This is a genomic window from Nonomuraea sp. SYSU D8015 (genome assembly GCF_008065375.1).
Lineage (GTDB): Bacteria > Actinomycetota > Actinomycetes > Streptosporangiales > Streptosporangiaceae > Nonomuraea.
On sequence record NZ_VJYI01000004.1, the window covers coordinates 245434 to 269590 of the forward strand.

25 protein-coding genes are annotated in these 24157 nt (G+C 72.0%); 11 read left to right on the forward strand and 14 right to left on the reverse strand.

Features of this window, described 5'->3' with window-relative positions; all coding sequences use genetic code 11:
- Positions 1–37: 37 nt before the first annotated feature.
- Complete coding sequence (locus tag ID574_RS20445) at positions 38–499, reverse strand: MarR family transcriptional regulator (RefSeq protein WP_223166904.1); 462 nt, start codon at positions 497–499, stop codon at positions 38–40.
- Positions 500–528: 29 nt separating this feature from the next.
- Here ID574_RS20445 and ID574_RS20450 point away from each other — a divergent pair, with 29 nt between their 5' ends.
- The gene (locus ID574_RS20450; protein ID WP_188190528.1) at positions 529–918 is read left to right on the forward strand and encodes a nucleotide pyrophosphohydrolase; all 390 of its coding nucleotides are present in this window, start codon (positions 529–531) and stop codon (positions 916–918) included.
- Here the strand turns inward: ID574_RS20450 and ID574_RS20455 are convergent.
- Positions 843–2351 carry an MFS transporter gene (locus ID574_RS20455; protein WP_188190529.1) on the reverse strand — a complete coding sequence of 503 codons (1509 nt, stop codon included), beginning with the start codon at positions 2349–2351 and terminating at the stop codon, positions 843–845. The two genes, ID574_RS20450 and ID574_RS20455, sit on opposite strands and share 76 nt — an antisense overlap.
- Positions 2352–2482: 131 nt before the next feature.
- On the opposite strand from ID574_RS20455, the gene ID574_RS20460 reads away from it, so the two are divergent.
- A complete protein-coding gene (locus ID574_RS20460) occupies positions 2483–5662 on the forward strand; it encodes an AfsR/SARP family transcriptional regulator (RefSeq protein ID WP_188190530.1) in 3180 nt (1059 codons plus the stop codon).
- Here ID574_RS20460 and ID574_RS20465 read toward each other — a convergent pair.
- The gene (locus ID574_RS20465; protein ID WP_188190531.1) at positions 5631–6077 is read right to left on the reverse strand and encodes an SRPBCC family protein; all 447 of its coding nucleotides are present in this window, start codon (positions 6075–6077) and stop codon (positions 5631–5633) included. The two genes, ID574_RS20460 and ID574_RS20465, sit on opposite strands and share 32 nt — an antisense overlap.
- A gap of 99 nt (positions 6078–6176) precedes the next feature.
- On the opposite strand from ID574_RS20465, the gene ID574_RS20470 reads away from it, so the two are divergent.
- Both ID574_RS20470 and ID574_RS20475 read left to right on the forward strand, forming a co-directional pair.
- The gene (locus ID574_RS20470; RefSeq protein WP_188190532.1) at positions 6177–7391 is read left to right on the forward strand and encodes an amidohydrolase family protein; all 1215 of its coding nucleotides are present in this window, start codon (positions 6177–6179) and stop codon (positions 7389–7391) included.
- 189 nt (positions 7392–7580) lie between these two features.
- On the forward strand, positions 7581–8261 hold the full coding sequence (locus ID574_RS20475) for a helix-turn-helix domain-containing protein (RefSeq protein ID WP_223166960.1): 681 nt from the start codon (positions 7581–7583) through the stop codon (positions 8259–8261).
- On the opposite strand, the gene ID574_RS20480 is transcribed toward ID574_RS20475, so the two are convergent.
- Positions 8245–8871, reverse strand: a complete 627-nt coding sequence (locus ID574_RS20480) for an alpha-ketoglutarate-dependent dioxygenase AlkB family protein (protein WP_188190876.1) — start codon at positions 8869–8871, stop codon at positions 8245–8247. The genes ID574_RS20475 and ID574_RS20480 overlap by 17 nt on opposite strands.
- Before the next feature lie 163 nt (positions 8872–9034).
- Here ID574_RS20480 and ID574_RS20485 point away from each other — a divergent pair, with 163 nt between their 5' ends.
- The gene (locus ID574_RS20485) at positions 9035–9862 is read left to right on the forward strand and encodes an alpha/beta hydrolase (protein WP_188190533.1); all 828 of its coding nucleotides are present in this window, start codon (positions 9035–9037) and stop codon (positions 9860–9862) included.
- On the opposite strand, the gene ID574_RS20490 is transcribed toward ID574_RS20485, so the two are convergent.
- Entirely contained in the window at positions 9833–10450 is a 618-nt protein-coding gene (locus ID574_RS20490) for a hypothetical protein (protein ID WP_188190534.1), read from the reverse strand. The genes ID574_RS20485 and ID574_RS20490 overlap by 30 nt on opposite strands.
- A gap of 385 nt (positions 10451–10835) precedes the next feature.
- Here ID574_RS20490 and ID574_RS20495 point away from each other — a divergent pair, with 385 nt between their 5' ends.
- On the forward strand, positions 10836–11450 hold the full coding sequence (locus ID574_RS20495; RefSeq protein WP_188190535.1) for a TIGR03086 family metal-binding protein: 615 nt from the start codon (positions 10836–10838) through the stop codon (positions 11448–11450).
- Between the two features lie 339 nt (positions 11451–11789).
- On the opposite strand, the gene recQ is transcribed toward ID574_RS20495, so the two are convergent.
- Positions 11790–13616: a DNA helicase RecQ gene (recQ, locus tag ID574_RS20500; protein WP_188190536.1), complete on the reverse strand. Its 1827-nt coding sequence runs from the start codon at positions 13614–13616 to the stop codon at positions 11790–11792.
- A gap of 187 nt (positions 13617–13803) precedes the next feature.
- Positions 13804–14562, reverse strand: a complete 759-nt coding sequence (locus ID574_RS20505) for an SDR family NAD(P)-dependent oxidoreductase (RefSeq protein ID WP_188190537.1) — start codon at positions 14560–14562, stop codon at positions 13804–13806.
- A 109-nt stretch (positions 14563–14671) separates the two neighbouring features.
- Here ID574_RS20505 and ID574_RS20510 point away from each other — a divergent pair, with 109 nt between their 5' ends.
- From ID574_RS20510 to ID574_RS20525, 4 genes are all read left to right on the forward strand, one after another.
- Positions 14672–15808, forward strand: a complete 1137-nt coding sequence (locus ID574_RS20510) for an MFS transporter (protein WP_188190538.1) — start codon at positions 14672–14674, stop codon at positions 15806–15808.
- A gap of 28 nt (positions 15809–15836) precedes the next feature.
- Positions 15837–16103 (forward strand): type B 50S ribosomal protein L31, encoded by a 267-nt coding sequence (locus ID574_RS20515; protein WP_188190539.1) that lies wholly within the window; start codon positions 15837–15839, stop codon positions 16101–16103.
- Positions 16104–16133: 30 nt separating this feature from the next.
- Positions 16134–17081, forward strand: coding sequence for a DUF1152 domain-containing protein (locus tag ID574_RS20520; RefSeq protein WP_223166905.1), 948 nt, complete (start codon positions 16134–16136; stop codon positions 17079–17081).
- 178 nt (positions 17082–17259) lie between these two features.
- Entirely contained in the window at positions 17260–17499 is a 240-nt protein-coding gene (locus tag ID574_RS20525) for a DUF3040 domain-containing protein (protein ID WP_188190540.1), read from the forward strand.
- Here the strand turns inward: ID574_RS20525 and ID574_RS20530 are convergent.
- The 4 genes from ID574_RS20530 to ID574_RS20545 all read right to left on the reverse strand — a co-directional run bounded on the left by ID574_RS20530 (position 17470) and on the right by ID574_RS20545 (position 20001).
- Positions 17470–17727 carry a DUF6343 family protein gene (locus ID574_RS20530; protein ID WP_188190541.1) on the reverse strand — a complete coding sequence of 86 codons (258 nt, stop codon included), beginning with the start codon at positions 17725–17727 and terminating at the stop codon, positions 17470–17472. The genes ID574_RS20525 and ID574_RS20530 overlap by 30 nt on opposite strands.
- A gap of 13 nt (positions 17728–17740) precedes the next feature.
- Complete coding sequence (locus ID574_RS20535; RefSeq protein ID WP_188190542.1) at positions 17741–18445, reverse strand: maleylpyruvate isomerase family mycothiol-dependent enzyme; 705 nt, start codon at positions 18443–18445, stop codon at positions 17741–17743.
- Between the two features lie 17 nt (positions 18446–18462).
- Positions 18463–19167 (reverse strand): DUF4344 domain-containing metallopeptidase, encoded by a 705-nt coding sequence (locus ID574_RS20540; protein ID WP_188190543.1) that lies wholly within the window; start codon positions 19165–19167, stop codon positions 18463–18465.
- A 141-nt stretch (positions 19168–19308) separates the two neighbouring features.
- Positions 19309–20001, reverse strand: a complete 693-nt coding sequence (locus ID574_RS20545; protein ID WP_188190544.1) for a hypothetical protein — start codon at positions 19999–20001, stop codon at positions 19309–19311.
- Positions 20002–20240: 239 nt separating this feature from the next.
- Here ID574_RS20545 and ID574_RS20550 point away from each other — a divergent pair, with 239 nt between their 5' ends.
- Positions 20241–21113, forward strand: coding sequence for a sugar kinase (locus ID574_RS20550; RefSeq protein WP_188190545.1), 873 nt, complete (start codon positions 20241–20243; stop codon positions 21111–21113).
- 249 nt (positions 21114–21362) lie between these two features.
- Here the strand turns inward: ID574_RS20550 and ID574_RS20555 are convergent, their stop codons facing one another.
- From ID574_RS20555 to ID574_RS20565, 3 genes are all read right to left on the reverse strand, one after another.
- Positions 21363–22811: a nitrilase-related carbon-nitrogen hydrolase gene (locus ID574_RS20555; protein WP_188190546.1), complete on the reverse strand. Its 1449-nt coding sequence runs from the start codon at positions 22809–22811 to the stop codon at positions 21363–21365.
- Positions 22812–22884: 73 nt separating this feature from the next.
- Positions 22885–23100 (reverse strand): hypothetical protein, encoded by a 216-nt coding sequence (locus ID574_RS20560; RefSeq protein ID WP_188190547.1) that lies wholly within the window; start codon positions 23098–23100, stop codon positions 22885–22887.
- A gap of 37 nt (positions 23101–23137) precedes the next feature.
- Positions 23138–24133, reverse strand: a complete 996-nt coding sequence (locus tag ID574_RS20565; protein WP_188190548.1) for a LacI family DNA-binding transcriptional regulator — start codon at positions 24131–24133, stop codon at positions 23138–23140.
- Between the last annotated feature and the right edge of the window lie 24 nt (positions 24134–24157).

Sequence of the window (24157 nt, forward strand, 5' to 3'; positions counted from 1 at the left end):
CTTGTGTTTGAACCCCTCGGGGCCGCGGACCCTCAGGTCAGCGTCTCAGGCCGGGGACCAGGCGGTCGGCCAGCTCTTCCAGAGCCTCGACGGTCTCGCGTACGCGGTCGCGGTCGTCCGTGCCCAACGCGGTGGCCAGCACGTCGTCGATCGGCGTGTCACGCACCCGCGTCACCTGCTCCGGCACCTCCGGCACCTCCGGGGCCTCGCGGAGTACTGTCCGCCGCCCGTCTCCCGGGTCAGTCTCGGCGAGCACCGCGCCCGCCGACCGCAGGCGGGCGACGGTGGCCGACACGGCGCTCTGCGGCAGGCCGGAGCGGGTGGCGATCTCGCCCACGGTGGTGCCGGGGTGGCCGCGCAGGTCGCTCAGCACGATCAGGACCGTGCGCAGGCTCGCCGACTGCTCGCCGATGCCCTCGCTCGGCATCGCGTCCTCGCCGATCCTCATCAACGTCCGGCCCAACAGGAACAGCTCGACCCCGTTCACCTTCAGCAACATACCGGCGGGGGTGGGTAGGGTCGTGGGACGTGACGACGGAGTTGGAGCACCTTGCCGTACGCCTGCGGGACTTTGCCCGGGCAAGGGATTGGGAGCAGTTCCACACGCCGAAGAACCTGGTGATGGCGCTGGCGGGCGAGGTGGGGGAGCTGGTGGCCGAATTCCAGTGGCTCACCGCCGACGAGTCCGGGAGCCCGGATCCCGACACGCTGGCCAGGGTGCGTACGGAGCTGGGTGACGTCACGCTCTACCTGGTGCGGTTGGCCGACGTGCTCGGGGTGGATCTCGTGGCGGCGGCGCGGGACAAGCTCGACGACAACGAGCGCCGCTACGACGCGGCCGTCTATCGCGGCTCGGCCAGGAAGGCACCGCCCCTCCCCGGGCACCGGCTGAGGCCGCCCTCTCCGGGCGCCCCATGAGCCCGCCGTCCACGGGGCGTCGCGCCGCCCATCCCACGTTCATGTCCTGCATGTCCTGCACGACGGGGTGTGGAGATCACGGCCCGTTCGGTGCCGGGCCAGGGATCGGTCGTGGCCTCGCCGGAGGTCGCCACGTCGCCGCTGCGCGCACCGCCGTAAGCCGGCGGGTCAGGCCGCGGCGCCGTACGGGTGGTCACGTGGTGGCGTCGTGGCGGCGCAGGATCGCGATCGTGGCGACGGCCAGGCCGATGAAGACGACGGTGCTGACCGTACCCGGCCTTCTCCGGGGGCGCGGCCGTCATCATCACGCCGCTGCCCACGCCCATCGGCAGCGCGATGCCTGCCGAGGCGAGGACGAGGCCGGTCACGACCAGCCCGGTGCCGCCGGCGCTCGGCACCTGCGTGTGCAGGAACAGGCCCGCCGCGCCCAGCGCCAGCCCGGCCGCCATCACGTGCGCGGCGCCGACGCGGCGCGCGATCGCCGGCGCCGCCGTCAGGGCCAGGATCATGGCGATGTTCTGCGGCACCAGCCACAGCCCCGCCTCCGGCGGCGACAACGCCTGGACGGTCTGCAGGTACTGGGTGGTCATCAGCGTCGTGCCCGCCATGACGATGCCGCTCAGCAGCATGATCCCGAGCGTGGCGGCGAAGGCGCGGTTGGCGAAAAGGCGCAGGTCGAGCAGCGGGTCGGCGAGCCGGCGCTGGCGCCGGACGAACGCGACTCCGAACGCCGCCCCGGCCGCCATCGCGGCGACGGCCACCGGGTCCCAGCCGCTCCTGGCGATCTCCTTGAGCCCGTACACGACCGGCAGGATCATCGCCAGCGACAGCGCGACGCCGGCCAGGTCGAGACGGCCGGCGGCGGGGTCGCGGTACTCCGGCAGCAGCGTGCGCCCGGCCACCAGCACCAGCGCCATGAACGGCACCCCCATCAGGAACACCGACCCCCACCGGAAGTGCTCCAGCAGCACCCCGCCCACCAGCGGGCCGACGGCCATGCCGAGCATGAAGCAGCCGTACCAGAGCCCGATCGCGGTGCCCATCTGCTTGACGTCGTGGAACATGTTCCTGATCAGCGCCAGCGACGACGGGAGCAGCGTCGCCCCGGAGACGCCGAGCAGCGCGCGGGTGGCGATGAGCGTCTCGGCGTTCACCGAGCACGCGGCCAGCACGGACGCCGCGCCGAACGCCGCCGCGCCGATCATCAGCAGCCTGCGGCGGCCGATCCGGTCGCCCAGCGTGCCCATGGTGATCAGGAAACCGGCCAGCATGAACGAGTAGACGTCCACGATCCACAGCTGCTGCGAGGCGGTGGCGCCGAGGTCGGCGCTCAGGCGCGGCAGCGCCAGATAGAGGACGCTGACGTCAATGGAGAGCAGGAGGGCCACGGAGGCCAGGACGGCCAGCCCCGTCCAACGGCCAGCCCCGTCCATTCGCGGCGCCCGGCGCGGACATCGGTGATCTCGGTGTTCATCTCACTCCCCTTTTCCGTTGCCTCCACGGTGCGGGAAGAGGCTTCCGATGTTCTTTTCGCGGACTTACGGCCGCGCATAGGGTGACGAGCATGCGTTTCGGGGTGCTGGGCCCGCTGGCCGTGTGGACCGACGCCGGTGAGGCCGTCACGATCCCCGGTCTCAAGGTCCGGGCGTTGTTGGTGGACCTGCTGGTCCACGAGGGGCACCCGGTGTCCGCCGACCGGCTGGTCGACGACCTGTGGGGCGAGGAGCCGCCCGGCAATCCGGCGGGCGCGCTGCAGGTGCGCGTCTCGCAGCTGCGCAAGGCGCTGGAGGACGCCGAAGCCGGGGGCAAGAACCTCGTGGTCTCCCGCGCCCCCGGCTACCTGCTGCGCCCCGACCCCGGCGCAGTGGACGCCGAGCGTTTCGCCGGGCTGCTGACCCAGGCCGAGGCCGCCGGCAGCCCACGCACCAAGGCCAGGCTGCTGGGCGAGGCGCTGGCGCTGTGGCGGGGTCCCGCGTACGCGGACTTCGCCGACGAGGAGTACACCCGCCCGGCCATCCTCCGGCTGGAGGAGCAGCGGCTGTCGGCGCTGGAGCAGCACGCCGAGGCCCGCCTGGAGCTGGGCGAGCACGGGCTGCTCGTGGGGGAGCTGGGCGACCTGGTGGCCCGCCACCCGCTCAGGGAGCGGCTGCGTGCCGTGCACATGCGGGCTCTCTACCGGGCCGGACGCCAGAGCGAGGCGCTGGCCAGCTACGGCGAGCTGCGCGAGCGGCTGGCCGACGAGCTCGGCCTGGACCCAGGGCCCGAGATCGTCGCCCTCCACCAGGCGATACTCGGACAGGACCCGTCGCTCAGCGTGTCCGCCGACCGGCCGCGCACCAACCTGCCCGCCGCCGTCAGCAAGCTGATAGGCAGGGACGAGGCACTGGCCGAGGTGTGCGCGCTGGTCGAGGAGGAGCGGCTGGTGACGCTCACCGGCAGCGGCGGGGTCGGCAAGACCCGGCTCGCGCTGGAGGCGGCGAACCGGCTCCTGGACGGCTTCCCGGACGGCGCCTGGCTGGTGGAGCTCGACCCGGCGGTCCAGGTCGGGCTGCACCAGTCCGCCCGCGGCGGACCGCACGAGGCGTCGCGCACGCCGGCGGAGGCCGTCATGGCCGCGCTGGACATCAGGGAAGGAGCCGACTCCGCCGACGTGGCGGGGCAGCTGGCGGGCGCGCTCCGGCAGCGCCGGATGCTGCTCGTCCTCGACAACTGCGAGCACGTGGTCGAGCAGGTCGCCGAGCTGGCCGAGCTGCTCCTGCGGGCCTGCTCGGACCTGCGGATCCTGGCCACCAGCAGGGAGCCGCTGGCCGTGGACGGCGAGGTGTTGTGGAGCGTGCCGCCGCTCGACGTGCCGGGGAGCGCCGACCTGACGGCCATGGCGGGCTCCGACGCGGTCAGGCTGTTCGTGACCCGCGCCGCGGCCTCCGCCCGCGGCTTCGCGCTCGACGCGGGCAACGCGCAGGCCGTGGCCCAGTTGTGCCGGCGGCTGGACGGCATCCCACTGGCGCTGGAGCTGGCCGCGACCCGGGTGCGGGCGCTGGGCGTGCAGGGCGTGGTGGCCAGGCTGGACGACAGGTTCCGGCTGCTGGCCGCCGGGCAGCGCGGCGCGCCGGCCCGCCAGCAGACGCTGACCGCGGTGATCGACTGGAGCTGGGACCTGCTCTCCGAGGAGGAGCGCCGCGTCCTGCGCCGCCTGGCCGTGCACGCCGAGGGCTGCACGATGGAGGCCGCGGAAGCGGTGTGCGGGGACTCCGAGCCCGGCCTCGACGTGCTCGACCTGCTGTCCAGGTTGGTCGACCGCTCCCTCGTGGTCGTGGCCGACGCCCCGGGCGGAGTCCGTTACCGGCTGCTGGAGTCGGTGTCCGCGTACGGCGTCGCCCGGCTGGCCGACGCGGGCGAGCTCGACCGGGTACGCCTCGCGCACCTGCGCCACTACCTGTCCCTCGCCGAGCAGGCCGAGCCGAAGCTCTACGGCCACGAGCAACGCGACTGGCTGCTGCGCCTGGACGCCGAGGCCGCCAACATGCGTACGGCGCTCGACACCGCGATCGCCCACGCGGACGCCGACGCCGCCGCGCGGCTGGTCAACGCCCTCACCTGGTACTGGTACCTGCGCGGCAGGCTGGCCGAGGGCCGCCGGTCGCTGGCGGCGGCCCTGGCCGTTCCGGGCGAGCCCTCCCCGGCCAGAGCCAGGGCGGCGGCATGGCACGCCGGGTTCGCGGTCACGCTCGGCGAGAGGGTCGAGTTCGAGCCCCTGCTGGCGGCCGTCGCCCATCCCGGCGACCGGGCCAGGGCCGAGCTGTTCCTCAGCATGCACGTCGGGGACATGCCGACGGGGCAGGAGTTGACGCGCCGGGCGCTGACCACGTTCCGGGCCGTCGGCGACCGGTGGGGCGTGGCCGCCGCGCTCATCAGGCAGGCCATGGACGCCTTCACGCAGCGGGACGTCGAGGCGCTGGAGCGCCTGGCGGGGGAGAGCGTCCGGCTGTTCACCGAGCTCGGCGACCGCTGGGGGCGGCTGCGGGCCACGGAGTGGCTGGCGTCGGTGGCCGAGATGACCTACGACGTCGAGCGGGCCAACCGGCTGTTCGGCGAGGGGCTGCGGATGGCGGAGGACCTCGGCCTGTGGCCCACGGTGGCCACGCACACCGCCTGGCTGGGCTGGATCGCGATGCACAGCGGCGACTACGACCGCGCGATCGAGATCTCCGAGCGGGCCATGAAGCTGGCCGCCGACCAGGGCTTCCGCGACGGTGAGATCCAGGCGGAGATGGGCCTGGCCTTCGCCGCGCGCCGGGCCGGCCGGGTGGAGCTGGCCGAGAAACACCTCCTCCGCCTGCTGGAAGGGGTGCCTCGCGGCCCGGACGTCGAGCCGGTCCTGTACCTGTCCGACGTGCTCACCGAGCTGGGTTGCCTGGCGGAGCTACGCGGCGACCCCGCCGAAGCCCTGGCGCTGCACGCGGAGGCGCTGGCCGCCGCGCAGAAGATCGGGGACCCCCGGGGGCAGGCGGGCATTGTGGAGGCCGCGGCCTCGGCCTCGGGGGCGACCGAGAAGGCGGCCAGGCTGCTGGGGTTGGCGGCCGCGGGCAGGGAGCACCACCGGACGCCCGCGGGGCCATGGGAGCGGGCAGAGATCGAGCGGGTGTCGGCCCGGGTGCGCGACGCGCTCGGGGAGGAGGCGTTCGCGGCCGCGTACGAACAGGGGACCACGCTCAAGCTGGACGACGCTCTGAATCTGCTGTGAGGTGCTCGGCCAGGCGGTCGAAGAACTCCATCCAGCCCGTCTGCTCGATGTTGACGCCGCGCTGGCGGAAGCGCATCTTCGTCTTGCCGTCCGCGTCCGTGAAGTCGACCGTCACCACCGAGGCGGGCCCGTCGCCCGGTTCGTCGGGGTCGCCGGTCGTGAACACCAGCCGCTCGTGCGCGCGTACCTCGCGATACGTGCCGTCGAGCAGCACCTCGAACCCCTCCTCGCCCACCAGTGCGGCCCGCCAGACCCCGCCGGGCCGGGCGTCCAAGGTGATCCGGCCGACCGGCGTGGCCGTCGTCCGCGGGCCGAACCACCGGGAGAAGCGCTCGGGCTCGGTCCAGGCCGCCCACACCAGCTCGCGGGGGGCGTCGAAGACATGGGTCAGGTCGAACTCGACGGTCTGGGGCATCGCTGCCGTCCTTCGTGCTCGTATTCCGGTGCCCCCACGGTGCCGGGCCGCTCTTACGATCGTCTTCCCGCGGGCTTATGGCGGTGGCAGTCTGGGGGCATGCGGATCTTTCGCGCCGCCAGGGTGCTGACCGGGCGTCCCGGTGGGGTGATCCAGGACGGCGAGGTCGCGGTGGACGGCGCCACGATCGTCTCCGTGGGGCCGCGCGGCAGCGCCGGCGAGGCCGAGGAGATCGTCGACCTGCCCGGCCACACGCTGCTGCCGGGGCTGATCGACGCGCACGTGCACCTCGGGTTCGACGCCACGGTGGACCCGGTGACGCGGCGGAGCGCCGAGAGCGACCGCCACCTGCTGCTGCGCATGGCGGAGAACGCGCGCAAGCTGGTGTCCGCCGGCGTCACCACGGCCCGCGACCTCGGCGGGCGCGGCTTCCTCGACCTCGCGTTACGCGACGCGATCGAGGAGGGCCTGGCCGTCGGCCCGCACCTCCTGGCCGCGACCCGGCCCATCACGATCACCGGCGGCCACTGCTGGTACATGGGCGGCGAGGCCGACGACGAGGCCGGCATCCGCCGCGTGGCCAGGGAGAACTTGCGTGCCGGCGCCGACTGCCTCAAGGTGATGGCCTCCGGCGGCCAGATGACGCCCGGCGCGCCGCCCAGTTGGGTCCCGCAGTACACCACGAGCCAGATCCGCGCCGTCGTGGAGGAGGCGGCCACCCGCGGCAAGAGTGTGGCGGCCCACGCCCACGCGCACGCCGCGATCCGCAGCGCCGTGGAGGCGGGCGTGGCCACCATCGAGCACTGCTCGTTCTTCACCTCCTCCGGCCACCGCTACGACGCCGAGCTCGCCGACCTGGTCGCGGCCAGTGGCACGTACGTCTGCCCCACCGTGCACGGCGTGTTCTGGAGGCTGCGCGACACGCTCGGGGCCGAGATGATCGACGCCTGGCTCGACGGGGTCGTGGCCATGCGGGAGGCGGGAGTGCGCCTCATCGCGGGCACTGACGCCGGGTTCGGCTCGGCGGGAGTGGACAACAACACCGACGGGTACGTCGCCGGTCTGGAGGTGTTCGCGCACGCCGGATTCGGCAACGCGGAGATCCTCGAGATGGCCACCGTGCGCGCCGCCGACGCCTGCGGGGTGGGGGCGGTGACCGGCAGCCTGGAGGCCGGCAAGCGGGCCGACCTCCTCGCGGTCCGCGGCGACCCGCTCGACCGCATCGCCGACCTGCGCAACCTCGCCCTTGTCCTGGTTTCAGGACGCGCCGTCACCCAGACCGGGGTGGACACGGTGACCACGTCCGTCGGTTGAGCTCTGGAAGAAGCCGGCATGCTGCGTGGCAATCCCCTCGGCCGCGAGAACACCGATGGGGAACCGTCGGCCGAGTCGGCGAAGCAGGAGTCCAGCCACAGGCATGTTCGCCCGCGCAGGTAGAGGGGCCGGGTAGGGGACCCGGACTATCCCGATTTAAGGGATAGCTCTTAGGCTGCCCCGGTGGACATGGAATTGAAGAAGCAGGTACGCGAGCTACGCGCCCAGGGCAAGTCCCCCAAGGAGATCGCCCGCGCACTCAAGGTGCCGCCGTCTGCCGTGGCGCCTCTGGTGCGGGAGATCGCCGCGGAGACCGCCGACACCGCCGAGCCCGAGGTGGTCGGATCCTGGATCAACGTCGGCTGGAGCGCCGGGCTCGGCGTGGACCCGGCGCTCGGATGGACCGACGAGGCGCCCGAGGCAGGCGTCGACGGGATGGTGTGCGTGCTCGTCGCCCGGCGGCACGGCTTCGACAAGCTGTCGGTCACCGGCTATCTGGCCGACGTCTACTGCCTCGGCGTGAAGAACGTCATGGGCCCCGAGGTGATGGACGAACGCGAGCTGCGGCGCTTCCGCGAATTCTTCTTCGGCGAGTACTCCGGCTGGCAGGAGGCGCCGTTCGAGCTGGCCAGGCACCTGGTGCTGGGGTCGGTCGACCACGCCCGCACGCTCGGCTTCGAGCCGAACGAGCACTTCGGGCCCGCGGCCGAGGCGCTGGGCAAGTGGGAGGGCGGCTCGGCGATCACCTTCGGGCGCAACGGCAAGCCCTTCTACATGGAAGGACCACAGGACGACGCCGCCAAGGTGCTGCGGATCCTGCGGCGCACGCTCTCCGACGACGACTTCGACTACGTCATCGGAGGCCGGTGACCCGCATGGTGATGTTGAGCCGGCCCGAGGCCAGCCCGGTGCCGGGATCGCCCGTCCCCGGGTAGACCTTCGGCACGCCGTGGTAGGCCAGGCGCGACGGGCCGCCGAACACGAACAGGTCGCCCGAGGCGAGCTCGACGTCCGTGTACGGCTTGCCGCGCGTCTCGGTGTTGCCGAAACGGAACAGGCAGCTGTCCCCGATGCTCAGCGACACCACCGGGGCGTCGGACTTCTCGTCCTTGTCCTGGTGCATGCCCATCTTCGCCTGGCCGTCGTAGAAGTTGATCAGCGCGGTGTCGGGCGCGTAGTCGTCGGCGGGGCGGCCGTACGCCTCGGCCACGGCCCGGCGGCCCAGATCGCCGAGCCAGTCGGGGAAGCCGGCCACCTTGCGGCCGTTCACGTCGTGGGCCAGCCGCGTGTACCGGTACGGCTGCCAGTGCCAGCCCACGCACACCGTCTGCACCGACATGACGCCGCCGCCGGGCAACACCGTGTGCCGCATCGGCACCGGGCCCCGGGCCCACTCGCGGCAGGCCAGGACGAGGCGCCGCTGCTCGTCCGGCGTGAGCCAGCCGGGCACGTGCACCGCCCCGGGCGCGATCTCCCTCATCGGCAGCGGGATCACGATCCTCCCTCACCGTATGTCGTGAAAGACCAGCACCAGCGTATGCCGATGACCGGGCCGCACGCCGTCCACACCGCGCTGCGCAGTCCTCGCCCGGTCCACCGGACGCGGTTGTGGGGCGACGGGCCCTCGACGTACGCTCACCGGCATGGCCGAGTCGCGAGAGCACACATTTGCCGGCGTCCGAGGGCTCAACACGGTCCGCGAGTGGCCCAACGACCGGCCCCGCTACGTGGTCGTCCTCATCCACGGGTACGGCGAGCACATCGGCCGCTACGAGTACGTGGCCGACCGGCTCGTCAGGCACGGCGCCGCCGTCTACGGCCTCGACCACATCGGGCACGGCAGGTCGGAAGGCGACCGGGTGCTGATCGAGGACTTCGAGGACGTGGTCACCGACGTGCATTCCGTCGAGGAACGCGCCAGGGCCGACCACCCCGGCGTGCCGGTCGTGGTGATCGGCCACTCGATGGGCGGCATGATCGCCGCCCGCTACGCCCAGCGTTACGGCGCCGGACTGGCCGCGCTCGTGCTGTCCGGCCCGGTGATCGGCGAGTGGGAGGTCGTCCCCGCGCTGCTGGCGCTCGACGAGATCCCCGACATCCCCATCGACCCTGCCACGCTCTCCCGCGACCCGGCCGTGAGGGCCGCGTACGCCGCCGACCCGCTGGTCTGGCACGGCCCCTTCAAGCGGGCCACGCTGGAGGCGTTCGCCACGTCACTGGCCACGATCGCCAAGGGCGGGACCTTCGGGGCGCTGCCCACGCTCTGGGTGCACGGCGACGACGACCAGCTCGTGCCCTTGGGGCCGAGCCGGACCGGCATCGACGCCGTGCGGGGCACGGACCTGACCGAGCGGATCTACCCCGGGGCCAGGCACGAGGTCTTCAACGAGACCAACAAGGACGAGGTCCTGGACGACGTGACGTCCTTCGTCGACCGCGCCCTAGCGGACCGGGAGCCACACGTGCCCTGAGCTCCGCGTACGGGTCAGCTCGACCTTCCAGCAGCCGCGCTCGGGGAAGACGAACCCGGTGCCCCACTCCTGACCGGGGCGCCGCCAGCTCGACCCGCCATGCTCCTCGGGTCCCCAGGCGAGCTTCGCCCGCGTGCCGTCCGGGAGCGTGGCCCTGATCTGCAACGGCCCTTCACCGGTCATCCGCCACACGATCTTGACCTCCTCGCCGCGGGGAAGCGGCGGCGGCCCCTTGGTGAAGAGCAGCCCCCACAGCTCGGCACCCTCGGCCGTCCCCCGGACCTCGGGGAACCCGTTGCCGAGGAGCACCTGCGTCCCGTTGCACCCTTCTCCGGTGACAACGGCGCTGGGGCTGGAGGCGGAGGTCTGGGGCGGGGCCGAAGCGGCGCCGGAACTCACGGCCGGGCTTGCGGACGGGCTCGCGCTCGCGGCGCCGGAGCTCGCGGCCGGGCTTGTGGACGGGTTCGCGCTCGCGGCCCCCGTCGGCGGCCGCTCGCCGGCCCCGGTGCATCCTGAAACGGCCGCCGCCACCCCCACTGCCACAGCCGCGGCCCCCGCAGCCAGGCGCGGCCTCGCCACCATCCGCATGATCGGACCTCCTCGCTCTCTCTACTCCGGATGGCGGCAGAAGGTTCCCGCGTCGGCCGCGTCCGCACGGCCCGCGCCACCGGCCCATCGATCCCGTGGTTGCGCGCGAACCACGAAAACGCCCCACCCCGCGACCTGCTCCCGCAGCCGGTGCCCGCGTGCGAACCACCCGTGGCGTCTGGCCCTCGCACGGGCCTCCCCGCCCTCTTGGTCTCTCGGGGGCTGCTTTCCTGCCGTGGGCGCGTCCGGCTGGACCGTCGGCCAGAGGGAGGGCCGGGAGCCGGGGGCCGGCGAAAGGGACGGAAGCACGGGCTCGTGGGAGGAATTCACCGTCGGGCCGATGATTTTCCCCCCGCCCCGTGGTCTCCATCTACAAGGAGGCGATATGGACGGCGAGCGGCGGGGACTGGCGCTGACAGCGGGCGTGGCGTTGCTGGAACGGGCGATCGACTACACGCTGGGCAGCCTGCGCGTCGTCACCCCGGCCACCCTCTGCCGCCCCACCCCCTGCGCCGGCTGGAGCCTGGACAAGCTCCTCGACCACGTGAACGACTCCCTCAGAACCCTGAACGAGGCCGCAACCGGCCACATCAGCCCCCGCACCAGGAAGATCGGCCGACTGCGCAGGGCCCGGGCCGGCAATCCGGCTCTCGTCCTGCGGGACGACGCCACCGAGGTCCTGGGCGTCTGGGTGGGCACGCTCGCCCACGACGTGATCTCCGTTCACGACCGCCACCTGACGAGCCCGATGGTGGCCGCGGTCGGCGCGATCGAGATCGCCGTCCACGGCTGGGACGTGGCCAGAACCTGCGGCGAGCACCGCCCGATCCCATCCCTCATGGCCGAGGAACTGCTCGACCTGGCCCGGCTGTTCATCACGCAGGCCGACCGCCCGGCCCGGTTCGCCGCGCGGCTGACCGTCCCCGCCGACGCGCCCGCCCAGGACCACCTGCTCGCCTACTTGGGCCGCGACCCGAACTGGTCGTCCTGCCGCACCTAACCTAACCGGTCAGTACGTCTTACCCGCCCCCGCACGCGGCGCACCGACACCGTACGATCACCCTGTACGTCAAGACAGCCCCGGAAATCCCGCCATCACTGGCCGCTACGGTGAGAAGATCGTGAACGGATGGGTTCCCATCGTGCCAAGGGGCAGACTCAACACGTACGCCCGGTCGATCGGCGGCGCGGCGTGGGCGAACCGCCGAGACCAGGCCGACCGACGTGGTGGCGACGACCGTTCTTCGTGCGGCCGTCGCCACCACCATGCTCCCCTCGCCGATCCACAGCGCCCGGCGCAGCGTCCCGAAGGGATCCCAGATTTCGTTGTCCGTCACGGTCAGCCTTCGTCGCCGCCGCCGGCCAGCGTCTGGAGGACCTGCTCGCCGTATTTCGCCAGTTTGTTCTCCCCGACGCCGTTCACCGTGCTCAGCTCCGCGAGCGTCGACGGGGAGCGGGTGGCGATCTCGCGCAGCGTGGCGTCGTGGAAGATGACGTACGCCGGAACGCCCTGCTCCTTGGCGACGGAGGCCCGCCACGCCCGCAGGCGCTCGAAGACGGGGGCGGCCTCCGCGGGCAGCGCGGCGGCCTCGGGCCGCGACTTCGCCTGGGCCGCGACCTTGGCGCGGGCCGGCCGCAGGGTGTCGCGGCGCAGCGGCACCTCGCGCTGGCCGCGCAGCACCGCCGCGCTCGCGTCCGTGAGCACCAGCGCCCCGTAGTCGGACTCCACCGCCAGCAACCCCTGCGCCAGCAGCTGCCGCACCACCCCGTGCCACTCCGCGTTGCCCAGATCGGCCCCCACCCCGAACACGGTCAGCGAGTCGTGCCCGTGCTGCAGCACCTTGGCGGTCTTCTTGCCGAGCAGGATGTCGACCACCTGCCCGACCCCGAACTTCTGCCGCCGCTCCCGGGCCAGCCGCAGCACGGTGGAGAGCACCTTCTGGGCCGCGACCGTGCCGTCCCACGACTCGGGCGGCGTCTGGCAGGTGTCGCAGTTGCCGCAGGGCTCGGACCCCTTCTGCCCGAAGTAGTCGAGCAGCATCACCCGGCGGCAGCCCACGGTCTCGCACAGCGCCAGCATGGCGTCGAGGTGGAGGACCTGGCGGCGGCGGTGCGCGTCGTCGCCCTCCATGGCCATGCGCCGGTGCTGCACCACGTCTTGCAGCCCGTAGGCCATCCAGGCGGTCGCCGGCAGCCCGTCGCGCCCGGCCCGCCCGGTCTCCTGGTAGTAGCCCTCCACCGACTTCGGCAGGTCGAGATGGGCGACGAAGCGCACGTCGGGCTTGTCGATGCCCATGCCGAACGCGATCGTGGCCACCACGATCAGCCCGTCCTCCCGCAGGAAGCGGGCCTGGTGGGCGGCGCGGGTGCGGGCGTCGAGCCCCGCGTGGTACGGCACCGCCGCGATGCCGTTGTCCACCAGGAACTCGGCGATCTTCTCGACCGAGGAGCGCGACAGGCAGTAGACGATGCCGGACTCGTCCGGATGCTCGGTGCGCAGGAACTCCAGCAGCTGCTTCTTCGGCTCGCTCTTGGGCGTGATGCGGTAGTGGATGTTGGGCCGGTCGAAGCCGGCGACGAAGTGGCGGGCCTGATCGAGGCCGAGCCTGGAGGAGATCTCCTCGTGGGTGGCCGGGGTGGCGGTCGCGGTCAGCGCGATGCGCGGCACCTCCGGCCAGCGCTCGCGCAGCTCGGAGAGCGCGAGGTAGTCGGGCCGGAAGTCGTGGCCCCACTGCGCCACGCAGTGCGCCTCGTCGATGGCGAACACCGAGATGTCACCCTTGGCCAGCAGCCGCATCGTGGCCTCCACGCGCAGCCGCTCGGGCGCGAGGTAGAGCAGGTCGAGCTCGCCGGCCAGGAACTCCGCCTCCACCAGCTGGCGCTCGTCGAAGCCCTGCGTCGAGTTGAGGAACCCCGCCCGCACGCCGAGCGCCCGCAGCGCGTCGACCTGGTCCTGCATCAACGCGATGAGGGGCGAGACGACCACCCCCACGCCTGGGCGCACCAGGGCGGGGATCTGGTAGCAGAGCGATTTGCCGCCGCCGGTGGGCATGAGGACGAGCGCGTCGCCGCCGGCCACGACATGATCGATGATCTCCTGCTGACCCGCCCGGAACGAGTCGTAGCCGAACACGCGGTGCAGAACCTCGGTGGGGGTGGTATCCATGCGGCTACCTTACGTGTTCGCGAGCGAGCGGATTGTAAGTTCGCGGAGGGCGATCGAGGCCCGGCGGGCGTCCCGACGGACTCCTCAACCTACCTTCGGCAGACCGCCGGACGCGACCTGTCCGCCCGAGGCGCACGCGGCACGCGGCCCGGCGATCATCGTGACAGGAGGACTGCGACTCGGCTGATCACTTGGCCTCGGGGTCGAGTCCGAGCACCGTGCGGCCGCCGTCCACGGGCACCGTGGCGCCGTTGACGAACGCGGCGTCGTCCGACAGCAGGTAGGCCACGACGGCGGCCACCTCGGCGGGTGTGGCCACGCGCCCCAGGGGGTGGAGCGCGGCCAACTGCTCCTCGACGGCCGCCGCCTCCTCCGGGGTGCGGGAAGCCAGGAATGACTCGTAGCGCTCGGTGGCCACCGTGCCCGGGGCGACGGCGTTGACCCGGATGCCGCGCCTGCCGTACTCGACGGCCAGCGCCCTGGTCAGCCCCTCGGTGCCGGCTTTCGCCGTCGCGTACGGCAGGCTGCCCGGCACCGCCCGGGTGGCCTGGTGGGAGGTGACGTTCACGATGGCGCCGGGGGTGCCGGCGGCGAGGAAGCAGCGCACGGCCGTGGCGCAGCCGACGACCGCCAGGTCCAGGTTGGCCGCGATCAGCCCTCTGACCTCGCCGATCGGGGAGGAGTGCACGGAGGCGTCACGGAAGACGGCGGCGTTGTTGACCCACCCTTTCAAGGCGCCCGACTCCTGGGCCAGGTCCGCGGCCCAGGCGGCGACCTCCTCGTCGGCCGCGTCGCCGATCACGGGCACCACCCGGCCGCCGGCCCAGGCGAGGGCGTCGGCGTCGCGTTCGATGGCGACCACGGTGTTCTTCTCGCCGAGGAGCCGCTCGACGACGGCCTTTCCAATGCCGCGCCCGCCGCCGGTTACCACGTACGAAAGACTCATGTCTCGACGCTACTGGCGGCGACGTGACGCTTATCACCGTATTTCCGGTTGATGAACGGGAACGATGGGTGACGTGATCGCCGCATCCGGCCCTAAGGCGCCCGCGTGCATGATCGGCGCACTCGCGATCACCCAGACCGCCGGATATGGCGTGCTTTATTACGCGTTCTCGGTGTTCATTCCGCCGATGTCCCGTGACCTGAACGCCGGGGTCGCGCAGCTCACCGGGGCGATCACCCTGGCCGTCCTCCTGTCGGGGGTCGTGGCGCCGGTCGTCGGGCGCTGGCTGGACCGGCACGGCGCGCGCGGGCTGATGACGGTGGGCTCCGCGCTGGGCGCGGGCGCCGTGCTGGCGTGGTCGCAGGTGCAGACCGTGGCGCAGCTCTACCTCGTGTGCGTGGTGCTGGGCGTGGCGTCGGCGATGGTGCTGTACGAGGCGGCCTTCGCGGTGATCGTGGCCTGGTTCGACGCGGCCCGGCGGGCGCGGGCGCTGCTGGCGGTGACCGTCGTCGCCGGGTTCGCCTCCAGCATCTTCCTGCCGCTGACCGGTTTCCTCGTCGACCGGTACGGCTGGCGGCAGGCGCTGGTCGTCCTGGCCGCCGGGTACGCGCTCACCGCCGTGCCCCTCCACGGGCTGGCCGTGCGGAGCAGGAGGGCGCCCGCCCACGTGGACCGGGGCGAGATCGTCGGGGCGGCACTGCGCGAGCGGCCCTTCTGGCTGCTGGCGGCCGGGTTCCTGACCCATACCGGCGCGGTGGCGGTCATGGGGGTGCTCCTGGTGACGTACCTGATCACGCTCGGGCACCCGCCCGTGTTCGCCGCGACCGTGGCCGGGCTGCTCGGGGTGCTCTCGGTGACGGGGCGGCTGGTCGCGACGGGGCTGCAGACGCGCTGGCGGGTGGCGCTGATCACGGCCGTGATGTTCGCGCTCCAGGGGCTGGCGGCGGTGCTGCTGCCGCTGGTCGGGCGGAGCGCGGGCGGGGCCGTGGCGGCGGTGGTGCTGTTCGGGCTGGGGTTCGGGGTGGCGACGATCGCCCGGCCCGCGTTGATCGCCGACCGGTACGGCACCGCCGCGTACGCGTCGCTCAGCGGGGCCCTGTCGCTGCCGATCACCGTGGCCAAGGCGGTCGCGCCGCTGGTGGCGGCCGGGATCGCGCAGGTCGCCGGGTATCCGGCGGTCATGGGGCTGGTGGCGGCGGCCTGTGCGCTGGGAGCCCTCTCCTTGGTCGCCTACGACAGGGAATGAAAACCGTTGTCGCCATGTTGAGCGGGGCATGAAGAAGAACCTGCACCCCGCGTACGGCCCGGTGGTCTTCCGCGACCCGAGCGTCGGCTTCGCCTTCCTCACCCGCTCGACGCTGACCAGCGACAAGACGATCGAGTGGGAGGACGGCAAGACGTACCCGGTCGTCGACGTGGACGTGTCGTCCGCCAGCCACCCCTTCTACACCGGCCGCGGCCGCATCCTCGACACCGCCGGACGCGTCGAGCGCTTCAAGCAGAGATACGGCGAGCCGCGTTCAGCGGCTCACCGTGGATAGCGGGCCCGCATCTACGGAAAGATGTGACGCGTGCTCGACTCGCCCCTGTCCGCCCGCCTGGAGGCGTCCCACCGGATCCTCGTGGCCGGCGCGGGCGGGGGCTTCGACGTCTACGCCGGATTACCGCTGGCCCTCGCGCTGCGCGAGCAGGGCAAGGAGGTCCATCTGGCGAACCTGTCGTTCAGCCGCCTCGACGCCCTCGACCTGGACGTCTGGCTGGCAGAAGACGTCGCCGCCGTCGGCCCGGACACCTGCTCCCGCGACTGGTATCTCCCCGAGCGCGCCCTCGCCCGCTGGCTCCACGGGCAGGGCATGCCCGCGACCGTGTACGCGTTCCCCAAGGCCGGCGTCCAGCCCCTCCGCGCCGCGTACGCCAGGCTGGCCGAGCACCTCGGCCTCGACGCGATCGTCCTGGTGGACGGCGGCACCGACATCCTCATGCGCGGCGACGAGTCGGGCCTGGGCACGCCGGTCGAGGACATGGCCAGCCTCGCCGCCGTCCACGGCCTCGACCTGCCGCAGAAGATCGTCGCCTGCCTCGGCTTCGGCGTGGACGCCTATCACGGCGTCAACCACGCGCAGGTCCTCGAAAACCTCGCGGCGCTGGAGCGTGAGGGCGCTTACCTGGGCGCGTTCTCGTTGTCCAGGGCCACGAAGCCGGGCGCCCTCTACTTGGACGCGGTCGCCCACGCCCAGGCCGAGATGCCCGGCCACCTCAGCATCGTGAACGGCTCGATCGCCGCCGCAATCCGCGGCGAGTTCGGCGACGTGCGCTTCACCGAGCGCACGCGCGGCAGCGAGCTGTTCATCAATCCGCTCATGGCCATCTATTTCGCCGTCGACCTCGACGGGCTGGCCCGGCGCTCCCTCTATCTCGACCGCATCGAGGACACCGTCCTGGCGCGGCAGATCGCCGCCGTCGTCGAGGCGTTCCGCGACGAGGTCACACCCCGCCCGCCCAAGGCGTTCCCGCACTAGAGGCCCATGGTGCCGGGGAGCGCGGTGGCGGGGTCGCCGCCGGCCCGCACCGGCTGGCTCAACCGCCATCCTGAGCACGTCGAACAGGCACGGGAACAGCGCCTTGCCGTCGGCATGCTGCCGCCACCCCTGGGTAAATGGCTTCCACCGGCGTGAGAGCAGCAGCAGTGGTGGTGTGATGAGTCTCTCTGGAAGGGAACGCCGCATCCTTGCTCAGATCGAGCAGGCCCTCGAGCGAGAGGATCCCGAGCTGGCCAAGCGTGTGGCGGCGATCAACAGAATCGAGGCAGGGGGAGACTTCTTCCCGCAGGCGTACGGCGACCGCCTCCGCGTGTGGGCGCTGACCCACGTATGGGTGATCTTCGCGGTCGGCGCCGTGGTGATCCTGCTACTGCTGCTCGCCGTGCTGACCACCTGAGCGGCGGTGCCGCAGCACCACCAGGTCGACGGCCGCGATGATGGCCACCGCGGCCGCGATCGCGGCCTCCCAGCGCCAGACCTCCTCACCCGTGCTCATGGCGCGCGTCACGAAGAACACCGCCGCGACGACGCCGACCACCAGCGCCACGATGGACAGGATCCGCCGGGCACGCAACGGGCTGCGCGCGGTCAGTGGCTCCGTGCCCGCGCGGTTACGCAGCCACATCCTCGATCTCCTCTCACGCCAGACACCTCAAGGCCGAGGCGACACGCGGGTCGAGCCCGTGGGAGGCGGGCAGCCGCCCCACCGTGGCCTCCACGAAGTCCGCGTACGACATCGACGCGGTGGTGCCGTTCACCGCCACCCAGATGTACTCGGCCGTCTGCTCGACCTGCACCTTGGCCTCCTGCTCCGCCAGCACGAACCGGCCCACCGCGACCCGCCACAGCGTCCTGTCGTCGGCCTCCTCGTCGGTCACGGGGACGCCCACGTCGTCGGCGTGGGTGGCGTACTCGGAGTCGTAGTGGAAGGCCTGCCGCCCGTTGGGGTACGGCCCGGCCATCGTGTCGAGCAGGGCGTCGGGGCCGAGGTCGCGCATGCGCCGGCGCGTCTCGCCGTTCTCGGCCCGCCACTCCTCCAGGACCTCCTCGACGGGCAGGCCCCGGCGCTGCCGTACGCACCACTCGTTGAACTCGTTGAACCCGGCCACGCCCTCGACGGTCAGCCGGGTCATCAGCTCCTGCACGGTCCCGTTCAGGCAGGCGTGGTTGTACATCTCCTCGCCCGCCAGGTGCGCCAGCACGTCGCGGACCGACCAGCCGGCACAGCGGGAGGGCCGCTGCCAGGCGCTCTCGTCGAGGCCGCTGAAGAAGCGGTCGAGCCTGGCCGCCTCGGCGTCGAAAATGTCGAACGGATCGAAGTCTCGGAGCAGGTCCTCAGCCATACTTCCGCTGCTACCCCCTACGCCCCGGCTTTCACGGTCATGCCACCGATGGCTGATTTGGCCCGGTTGTACTCGTCGGCGCAGGTCGGGGCCCGTTCGGCGGGAACCCAGCCGCCCTTGGCGATGGGGGCGTGCTTGGCCGGGTCGGCGCCGTAGAGCAGGCAGGCGAACGTGGCCGACTCCTCGGGCCCGGAGAGGTGGTCGACGCCGGCGTGCCCGGCGAGCAGATGGCGGGCCTCGGCGGCGCGGATCACCCGCTTGGGCGCGTCGGCCACGAGCGTCAGCGCGGCGAACCGGTCGGCCTGCCCTTCGTCGTCGGGAAGGCCGTTCATGGCGCCCAGGGCGTGGCCGAGCTGGTGGTGGAAGAGCACGGTGAGCGCGGCGTCGACGCGGTGGGCCGCGGTGCGGGCGTCGGCCTCCTCGGTCTGGGCGATCCCGGTCAGCGTGCGGCGCACTTTGTCCACCAGGGAGTAGCAGATCGCGATCCGGCGCTCCTCGCCGTCCCACGTGGCCCGCGGCTCGTCGCAGTCGCGGGCGACGACCTCGACCGGCTTGGGCAGTTTGATCTTCGTCTTCAGCGCGCCGCTGTCCGCCAGCAGCTTCCTGGCCTGCTCGGCGCGGGGCGAGCCGGCGGGCTCGTACCGCACGGTGAGGTCCGGTGAAGGGGCCGCCCCCAGCGTGCTCGTCATGCTCAGGACGAGGGCGATGAGGGGATGCGGCATGCGGGGGCTCCTTCCAGGTCGATCACGACAATGGGGCTGACCATGCGCCGTTCGGGTGATCGATAAACCTGGAAGCAGACAGAAGGTCCGGAAAAGCCGGAGGCCCGGCCCCGCGAAGGGACCGGGCCTCAGGGGTGTTGATCAGCGACGCCACCAGGAGCCGTACACCCGGACGTAGTCCGAGCGGCTCGTGCTCCCCTCGAGCTCGTCGTCGCCGGCGTACACGGCGCGGAAGAAGCCGCTCTTGTACGCCTTGGTCTTGGCGTAGAACTTGCCGTGTCGGTCGGTCCAGTCGGAGGCGACCCACTTCCAGCCGCTGGAGCCGCTGGTGCGGACGTAGATGTTCACCTTCTCGCCGCGAACGGACGCCCAGCCGTCGCCATCATCGGCGAGGAGACGGCCGGAGAAGTAGATGTTCTTGCCCTTGCGGACCTTGTAGGGGTCGGCGCTGAAGCGCGAGATGCGCGTCTCCGCCTTGCCCTTCTCGATCTCGACGGTGAACATCGCCTCGTCCTTGGCGAGTTCCTTGCCCTTGCCGTCGAAGGCCACGGCCGTGGCCTTCCACTTGCCGGCCGGGTCGTTCTCGTTGAACGAGATCGCCTTGCGCCAGGACTCGAGGTCCCTGACTTCCTTGGAACGCATGGTGCGGAAGCCGTTGTCCTCGGGCGCGACGCTGAGCTCGACCTTCTGGACGTCGGAGCTGGCGACGATGTCGAAGAACGCAGTGGTCTCCGCACCGGCCTTCACCACGACCGGATCGGGCGTGATGCTGCGGATCCTGAGCTGCGTGTCTGCCTTGGTGGCGGAGGCGGCCCCCGCCCCAGTCACCAGCATGGCCCCACCCACGAGGGCGGAGACTATACCTAGTGCGATCTTTCTCATGAGGGTGCTGATTCCTCTCCCCGTATCGCGTTGGAGCCGGCCCGGGGTGGCCGGACTCCCTCTACTACTTTGAGGCACGGAATGGGGAAAAGGTTGGCTAAAGTTACAGAAAATATTTGATCACGGCCTTAACCTGGGCTAATGCAGAAAAATCCCGTTTCGGTAGGACTTGACCGACTACAGTCGGCCTCATGACGGACGTCTACACGCTCGGGGAGCCGCTCGGCGTCGTCTCAAGTGGCCGGGTACGCCACGAGAGCGACGCCAGGCTGGACGTCTGCGGCCCCGAGTTCACACTGGCCGTGGCGCTGGCCAGGCTCGGTCACCGGTGCGCGTACCTCGGCAAGGTGGGCGACGACGAACTGGGCGCCAGGGCGCTGACCGTGCTCAAGGGCGAGGGCGTGGACGTGGCGGACATGCGGGTGTCCGAGGGGATGAACACGGGGCTGCTGCTCAGGGAGTCCCGTGTGGCCCGCGACCTCAAGGTCACCCACTACCGCGCCGGATCGGCCGGCTCGCGGCTGTCACCGGGGAACGTGCCGATCGACCGGATCGGCGCGGCGAAGATGCTGCACGTCACCGGCGTCACGGCCGGGCTCGGCAGGGACGCGCTCGACGCCGTGCGCGCCGCCGTCAGCGCCGCCAAGAACGCCGAGGTGATGATCTCCTTCGCGGTCGAGTACGTTCCCGAGCTCTGGCCGTCGGTACGCGAGGCCGAGGAGGTGCTCGGCGAGCTGGCCTCCGAATCGCACCTGCTCTTCCTCCGCCAGGACGAGCTCGACCTGGTCAAGCCCGCCCTCACGCCGGAACGCGAGGTCGTGGTCGACCGCGGCGCGAAGGGCGCGAGCGTGCGCGCCGACCGCATGCGCTACGACGTGCAGGGCTGGCAGGTGCCGATCGTGGACACGGCGGGCGCGGGGGAGGCGTTCGCGGCCGGCTACATCAGCGCCGCCCTCGACGGCCTCACCCCGCAGGAACGACTGCACCGCGGGGCGCTGCTGAGCGCCGCGGCGGTGACCAGCGTCAGCGACTGGCAGGGCCTGCCCACCCGGGCCGAGCTCTAGCCTCGTTTTCCGCACGTCGCCCACGACTTACCCGTTTTCCCCGCCCCCCACTTCGGCGGGGGTTCCTTCTGGAGGGGGAGCCGCTGAACCGGAGATCGTTGAATGTGGCCGACCCGACTGCCGGGCCCCGGCCGGGCTCGGGCATCTCGTTGACCCGGATGCCGAAGCCGGACCTGGCGTCGAAGGCGTCACCGCTCTTCCGCGCCCCGCTGATCGACACGTTCGTGAAGACCGTGTCCTTGATCGGGTTCAGAGGAGAAGGGCGCTGACCGCCGGCTCGACGTCCGGCCGGGCCGTGACCCGCCGGACGGGCCGCACCGCGATCAGGCCACCGGCCACCAGGGCCAGGCAAAGCCACGCGAACCAGTCGCCGAACCGGGCGTACACGGTCGCGCCCGGCCCTGCGGGGACGCCGGCGGCGGCCACCACGAACGGCTCCCGGGCCGTCTCCGTGTCGGTCTCCGCCAGCACCCGCCCCCACGGATCGGAGATCATCGGCGTCCCCCACTGAGCCGCCCAGGCCACCGACACGCCGCTCTCCACGCCGCGCAGCAGCCCCATCCGGCTGTGCTGCCAGCCGTTGCCGAACTCGTCGGCCGCCGGCACCGCCAGCAGGCTCGCCCCAGCCCGCGCGTAGTCGCGGGCCGGGGACGGGAAGTTGAGATCCATGCAGTTGGCCAGGCCGATCTGCGGCGTCGCGAAGACCAGCCGGTCGCCGCGATGGAACGGCGCCCCGGGCGCGAAGTGCCATTTCGCGTAGAGGTCGGGCTCGGACCCGTCGGCCGGGATGTTGACCGAGTAGTTGTACTTGATCTTCGGGGTGGTGTGGACGACGCCGATCACCACGTCCACGCCCCGCTCACGCGCGGCCTCGCGCAGCGGCGCGATCACGCCGGGCAGACTGGCCTCGTCGGTGCCGAAGGCGCCCTCGGGCAGCACCACCGTTCTGGTCGCTGCCGGTAGCGTGAAGATCTGCCGCGCGTAGTCGCGGACCAGCGCCTGCCCGCCCGGGCTCGCCGCGTCCGGCGCCCACTGGTAGCGGCCGGCCGACATCACCGCCACCCGCTGTTCGGCCGCCCCGCCCGCCGTCCCCAGTCGCCACACCCCGAACCCCAGCGTCAAGGCACACGCGGCCAAGGCCGCCGCCCCGGTATGCAGCCGCGCCCGCGTCCCCGGCCCCGGCCACAGCACAGCGCTCAGGGCGGTCGGCACCAGCAGCACCAGGTACTCCACACCCCAGGCGCCCGTCACCGACGCGATCTGGGTGACGACCGGCACGTCCGCCACGGACGTCGCGAACGGCCAGATGATGCCCGTCGGATTGGTCAGCACGGTCAGATAGCCGGCCGCCACCCACACCGCGGGCGGCACGAACGTCGCGAGCAGGAGCGACCCACGCCGGCCCAGCGCCCGGAACAGCAGGACCATCTGGCCGAACACCACGGACGACCCGGCCAGGATGGCGATCCCGATCGGCAGCGGCACCGACGGCGTGTGCAGGAAGAAGTTCAGCTGATTGGTCAGTCCCAGCAGATAGGCGAGGAACGCGACGGCGAACGTGGTCCCCGCGCCCGCCCGCGGCGCCAGGAGCAGCACCGGCAGCGGCGCGATCCAGGTCAACGCCGGATTCGGCGCCAATCCCGTGCCGAAGTAGAACAGGACCCCCGAGGTGACGAGCGCCAGAATCCGTAACGGCATGAAGAGCCCCCCTTTGGGTATACACCGTAAACAGTGAGGTATACGGTGTCAACAAAGGAGTCCCTCCATGTGATCACCGGGTGGCGCCGCTCGGGTCGCGCAGCCACGCGTCCGGCTCCCGCCGCAGCACCTTCTCGGGCCGCGGCCGCCCGAGCGCTGTCACCGGCGGCACCCGCGCCACGACGGGCGCCGGTCGCAGGTGGATCCGCAGGTTGAACGAGTCCTTGAGCACCACGGGCTCCCGCACCCGCACGCCGTGCTCCTCGGCGACGGAGACGACGGCGGCCACGGCCGCGCCGGTGGAGACCAGGCCCTGGCCCGCAGAGTCAGGCGGACTCGCGGATCACCAGCTCCGTCGGCAGGATCATCGGGTCGGCCGGCTCGCCCTCGAACAATCCCAGCAGCAGCCGGACCATGGCGGCGGCCTGCTCGATCACCGGGTGCCGGAGCGTCGTGAGCGGCGGCTCGGTGTATTTGGCGGCCTCGATGTCATCGAAGCCCACCACGGCCACGTCGTCGGGCACGCGACGGCCGGCTTGCCGCAGGGACTGCAGGGCGCCGATGGCCATCAGGTCGTTGGCGACGAAGACGGCGTCCAGCGACGGGTCGTCCCCGAGCAACTGACGCATCGCGACCGCGCCAGACTCGCGGGTGAAGTCACCGACCGCGACGATCGAGCGCAGGTCGGAGTCGCGCAGCACGTTGCGGTAGCCGGTCAGGCGGTCCTGGCCGGCGATCATGTCCTGAGGGCCGGCGATCGTGGCGATCCGGCGCCGCCCCGACTCCACCAGGTGCTTGACCCCGGCTTCGGCGCCGCCCACGTTGTCGTTGTCGACGTACGGGATGTCCACCGGAACGGCCGGCCGCCCGTACGAGACCACGGGGACGCGCAGGCGGGACAGCGCGGCCGGCAGCGGGTCGGCGCCGTGCATGGAGATCAGCATGACCCCGTCCACGTGCCCGCCCGCGATGTAGCGCTCCACCCGGGCGTGGCTCTTGGCGTTGGACGCCATCATCAGCACGACCTGCTTGTTGGCCTCCTCGAGCTCCATAGACGCCGACCTGATCGCCATGGCGAACCACGGGTCGTCGGAGAAGACCCGCGTGCCGGGCTCGCTGATCACCAGCGCGATCGAGTCGGTGCGCTGGGTGACCAGGCTGCGTGCGGCCGAGTTGGGGACGTAGCCCAGCTCGTCGATGGCGCGCAGCACGGCGTCGCGGATGTGGGGCGCCACCGTGGTCTGCCCGTTGACGACGCGCGAGGCGGTGGCGCGCGAGACCCCCGCCCGGGCGGCGACCGCCTCCAGGGTGGGGCGTCTCATGAGGGCACCAAGTGGGAGCGCACG

Excerpts from the sequence above, each read along its gene's own strand:
- ID574_RS20445 (WP_223166904.1), bottom strand. The coding sequence starts at position 499 with ATGTTGCTGAAGGTGAACGGGGTCGAGCTGTTCCTGTTGGGCCGGACG.
- ID574_RS20455 (WP_188190529.1), bottom strand. The coding sequence starts at position 2,351 with ATGGACGGGGCTGGCCGTTGGACGGGGCTGGCCGTCCTGGCCTCCGTG.
- ID574_RS20460 (WP_188190530.1), top strand. The coding sequence starts at position 2,483 with ATGCGTTTCGGGGTGCTGGGCCCGCTGGCCGTGTGGACCGACGCCGGT.
- ID574_RS20465 (WP_188190531.1), bottom strand. The coding sequence starts at position 6,077 with ATGCCCCAGACCGTCGAGTTCGACCTGACCCATGTCTTCGACGCCCCC.
- ID574_RS20470 (WP_188190532.1), top strand. The coding sequence starts at position 6,177 with ATGCGGATCTTTCGCGCCGCCAGGGTGCTGACCGGGCGTCCCGGTGGG.
- ID574_RS20475 (WP_223166960.1), top strand. The coding sequence starts at position 7,581 with ATGGAATTGAAGAAGCAGGTACGCGAGCTACGCGCCCAGGGCAAGTCC.
- ID574_RS20480 (WP_188190876.1), bottom strand. The coding sequence starts at position 8,871 with ATGAGGGAGATCGCGCCCGGGGCGGTGCACGTGCCCGGCTGGCTCACG.
- ID574_RS20485 (WP_188190533.1), top strand. The coding sequence starts at position 9,035 with ATGGCCGAGTCGCGAGAGCACACATTTGCCGGCGTCCGAGGGCTCAAC.
- ID574_RS20490 (WP_188190534.1), bottom strand. The coding sequence starts at position 10,450 with ATGCGGATGGTGGCGAGGCCGCGCCTGGCTGCGGGGGCCGCGGCTGTG.
- ID574_RS20495 (WP_188190535.1), top strand. The coding sequence starts at position 10,836 with ATGGACGGCGAGCGGCGGGGACTGGCGCTGACAGCGGGCGTGGCGTTG.
- recQ (WP_188190536.1), bottom strand. The coding sequence starts at position 13,616 with ATGGATACCACCCCCACCGAGGTTCTGCACCGCGTGTTCGGCTACGAC.
- ID574_RS20505 (WP_188190537.1), bottom strand. The coding sequence starts at position 14,562 with ATGAGTCTTTCGTACGTGGTAACCGGCGGCGGGCGCGGCATTGGAAAG.
- ID574_RS20510 (WP_188190538.1), top strand. The coding sequence starts at position 14,672 with ATGATCGGCGCACTCGCGATCACCCAGACCGCCGGATATGGCGTGCTT.
- ID574_RS20515 (WP_188190539.1), top strand. The coding sequence starts at position 15,837 with ATGAAGAAGAACCTGCACCCCGCGTACGGCCCGGTGGTCTTCCGCGAC.
- ID574_RS20525 (WP_188190540.1), top strand. The coding sequence starts at position 17,260 with ATGAGTCTCTCTGGAAGGGAACGCCGCATCCTTGCTCAGATCGAGCAG.
- ID574_RS20530 (WP_188190541.1), bottom strand. The coding sequence starts at position 17,727 with ATGTGGCTGCGTAACCGCGCGGGCACGGAGCCACTGACCGCGCGCAGC.
- ID574_RS20535 (WP_188190542.1), bottom strand. The coding sequence starts at position 18,445 with ATGGCTGAGGACCTGCTCCGAGACTTCGATCCGTTCGACATTTTCGAC.
- ID574_RS20540 (WP_188190543.1), bottom strand. The coding sequence starts at position 19,167 with ATGCCGCATCCCCTCATCGCCCTCGTCCTGAGCATGACGAGCACGCTG.
- ID574_RS20545 (WP_188190544.1), bottom strand. The coding sequence starts at position 20,001 with ATGCTGGTGACTGGGGCGGGGGCCGCCTCCGCCACCAAGGCAGACACG.
- ID574_RS20550 (WP_188190545.1), top strand. The coding sequence starts at position 20,241 with ATGACGGACGTCTACACGCTCGGGGAGCCGCTCGGCGTCGTCTCAAGT.
- ID574_RS20555 (WP_188190546.1), bottom strand. The coding sequence starts at position 22,811 with ATGCCGTTACGGATTCTGGCGCTCGTCACCTCGGGGGTCCTGTTCTAC.
- ID574_RS20565 (WP_188190548.1), bottom strand. The coding sequence starts at position 24,133 with ATGAGACGCCCCACCCTGGAGGCGGTCGCCGCCCGGGCGGGGGTCTCG.